Annotated in this window: 2 protein-coding genes; one reads left to right on the top strand and one right to left on the bottom strand. The window is 36.6% G+C overall.

Annotated features, from left to right (window positions below):
• Nucleotides 1-170: 170 nt before the first annotated feature.
• On the top strand, nucleotides 171-899 hold the full coding sequence (locus ACY2RQ_RS19245; protein ID WP_490114632.1) for a hypothetical protein: 729 nt from the start codon (nucleotides 171-173) through the stop codon (nucleotides 897-899).
• Nucleotides 900-935: 36 nt separating this feature from the next.
• On the opposite strand, the gene ACY2RQ_RS19240 is transcribed toward ACY2RQ_RS19245, so the two are convergent.
• Nucleotides 936-1,805 (bottom strand): hypothetical protein, encoded by an 870-nt coding sequence (locus ACY2RQ_RS19240; RefSeq protein ID WP_490114631.1) that lies wholly within the window; start codon nucleotides 1,803-1,805, stop codon nucleotides 936-938.
• Nucleotides 1,806-1,836 lie beyond the last annotated feature (31 nt).

Raw genomic sequence — 1,836 nt, 5'->3', positions numbered from 1 at the left:
CACCTTTTTATTAATGTTGACTCGGTGTTGATTAAAAATGTAACGCCTAAATCAGGTGCGCCGTAGGCGTCACCTGGATTTTTTTGTTATGTGTTCTTTCTATATTGTTAGGTATCTGTTTGGAAAGCCACTATATAATCATAAGAAACGAAACATTGGAGGTTCGTATAATGGACTCGGTTTCAAACAAGCTTTCTTTTCATTATGGGAGAGAAGACTTCTCTCATAAGGAATCAGATTCGGCAAGTAATACTCCACCTAATTCTGAGTTTGAGGTTTTTTCTAACACAGAAAAAATACAAACAGACTTCGGAGAACTTGAGGTTCTACCATTTTCTATAAATGGCAAAAAATTTTTACTCATAGATAAAGACAATGGTTGTAGCTATAAAGACCAAGATGTTTTTTATTTTCTAAAGGTTTTTGAACCCTTAGCTAAAGACTTACCAGTTAGAAACAAAGAACAATTAAAGAGACTTTCGAAAATTTTTTCAGATGGATTCTCCAATTGTTGTCGAGTGTTGGATTCCGATGGAGTGTCTTTAAAAGAAGGCGTTTGCCATGATTTCACCTGGTATTTAATATCAGGTTTTGAATCAATTAAATCTTGCCAATATGTGAATTCGGAAGAATTTTATGATTCAATACCAAACCTAGAATTTCTTCGTTTTCAAGGAATGCGAGATCTTAGATTCGGAGATATAATACAGTTTTTTCACAATCCAGAAACACGAACATATAGTACCCATCCACAGCATAGCGCCTTCTATATGGGAAATGGACAATTTATTAGTAAATATGGAGAATATCATATTTATATTCAAACACTTACTTCACTATTAAATGATCTAGGACAAAATGAGAGTAATATTAGAGCTATCCGGTATCGTAACACATAACGCCTAAATCAGGTGCGCCGTAGGCGTCACCTGGATTTACTTGTTAGGCCCGAGGTTGAATCCGGCCTTTTGAAAGGCTAATGCCATTACTTCGTTATTAAGTTTGCGTTCTTTCACTTTTTGTTTCTTTAGTCTTGGTCTTTTATGTTTCTGATTGTCGACAACAAACGATTTCTTTTTAGCCGGCCTTTTTGCTCTAGAAGGAGAGCTGGTTTCTTTGAGAGCTTTCTCTTTTTTCTTAGGTTTTTTCCTGACCTTTCTCAAAGGTTTTATAACTTTCTTGGGCTTGATTTTCTGAACTCTGTCTTCCAAGTCAGACCGGAACTTGAAACCTTTAACTGATGAGGATGAGAAACCTTTTAATATGGAGATTGTATACGAATCTTCGGTTTTACGGATGTGTGCAATATTTTGAGAAGAAATATTTCTGTTTTTATCTGTATTTTCAACGTAGATGGAAAAGTGGTCGCCATCCAATGAACCAGTAATGTGTATAGATAACCTGTCAATTATCTTGACTTGATCTATAACGAGGGGTTTCCAATTATCCCTTTGCCACTTATATAGTTTTCTTTGTTTCTTATCAGCTCTTGCTGGTTTGGGAGTTGAAAATCTATCAGTACAGGGATGCTTTGGCCATGGAGGCCCCAGTTCATCAAAGAATACTCTTCCACCAAACTCTGATTGATAGAAAAATACTTCTGCTCCACAAACAGGACATGTGGCATTTGGGTTTACGAAGCAGTCGTAACTGCCTTCAATCCTTTTAACGCCGTAAAAAGATATTGATTGTGAAGAGTATCCGTAACTTGTTTCATTTACATCTGTTCCAGAACGATAATGGGATTCAACCCAAGAACCATTCCTATAATGTCCTCGAACCATCCCACCTCGACGATGGTGCATTTTTACTCCTTATTTGGGCCTAACGCTTGGT

It is taken from the genome of Parendozoicomonas sp. 209JJ7-1, from assembly GCF_058147085.1.
This window is presented reverse-complemented; position numbering and strand designations above follow the sequence as displayed.

What these genes read in the sequence shown, in the direction of transcription:
- ACY2RQ_RS19240 (WP_490114631.1), bottom strand. Translation starts at nt 1,805, where the DNA reads ATGCACCATCGTCGAGGTGGGATGGTTCGAGGACATTATAGGAATGGT.
- ACY2RQ_RS19245 (WP_490114632.1), top strand. Translation starts at nt 171, where the DNA reads ATGGACTCGGTTTCAAACAAGCTTTCTTTTCATTATGGGAGAGAAGAC.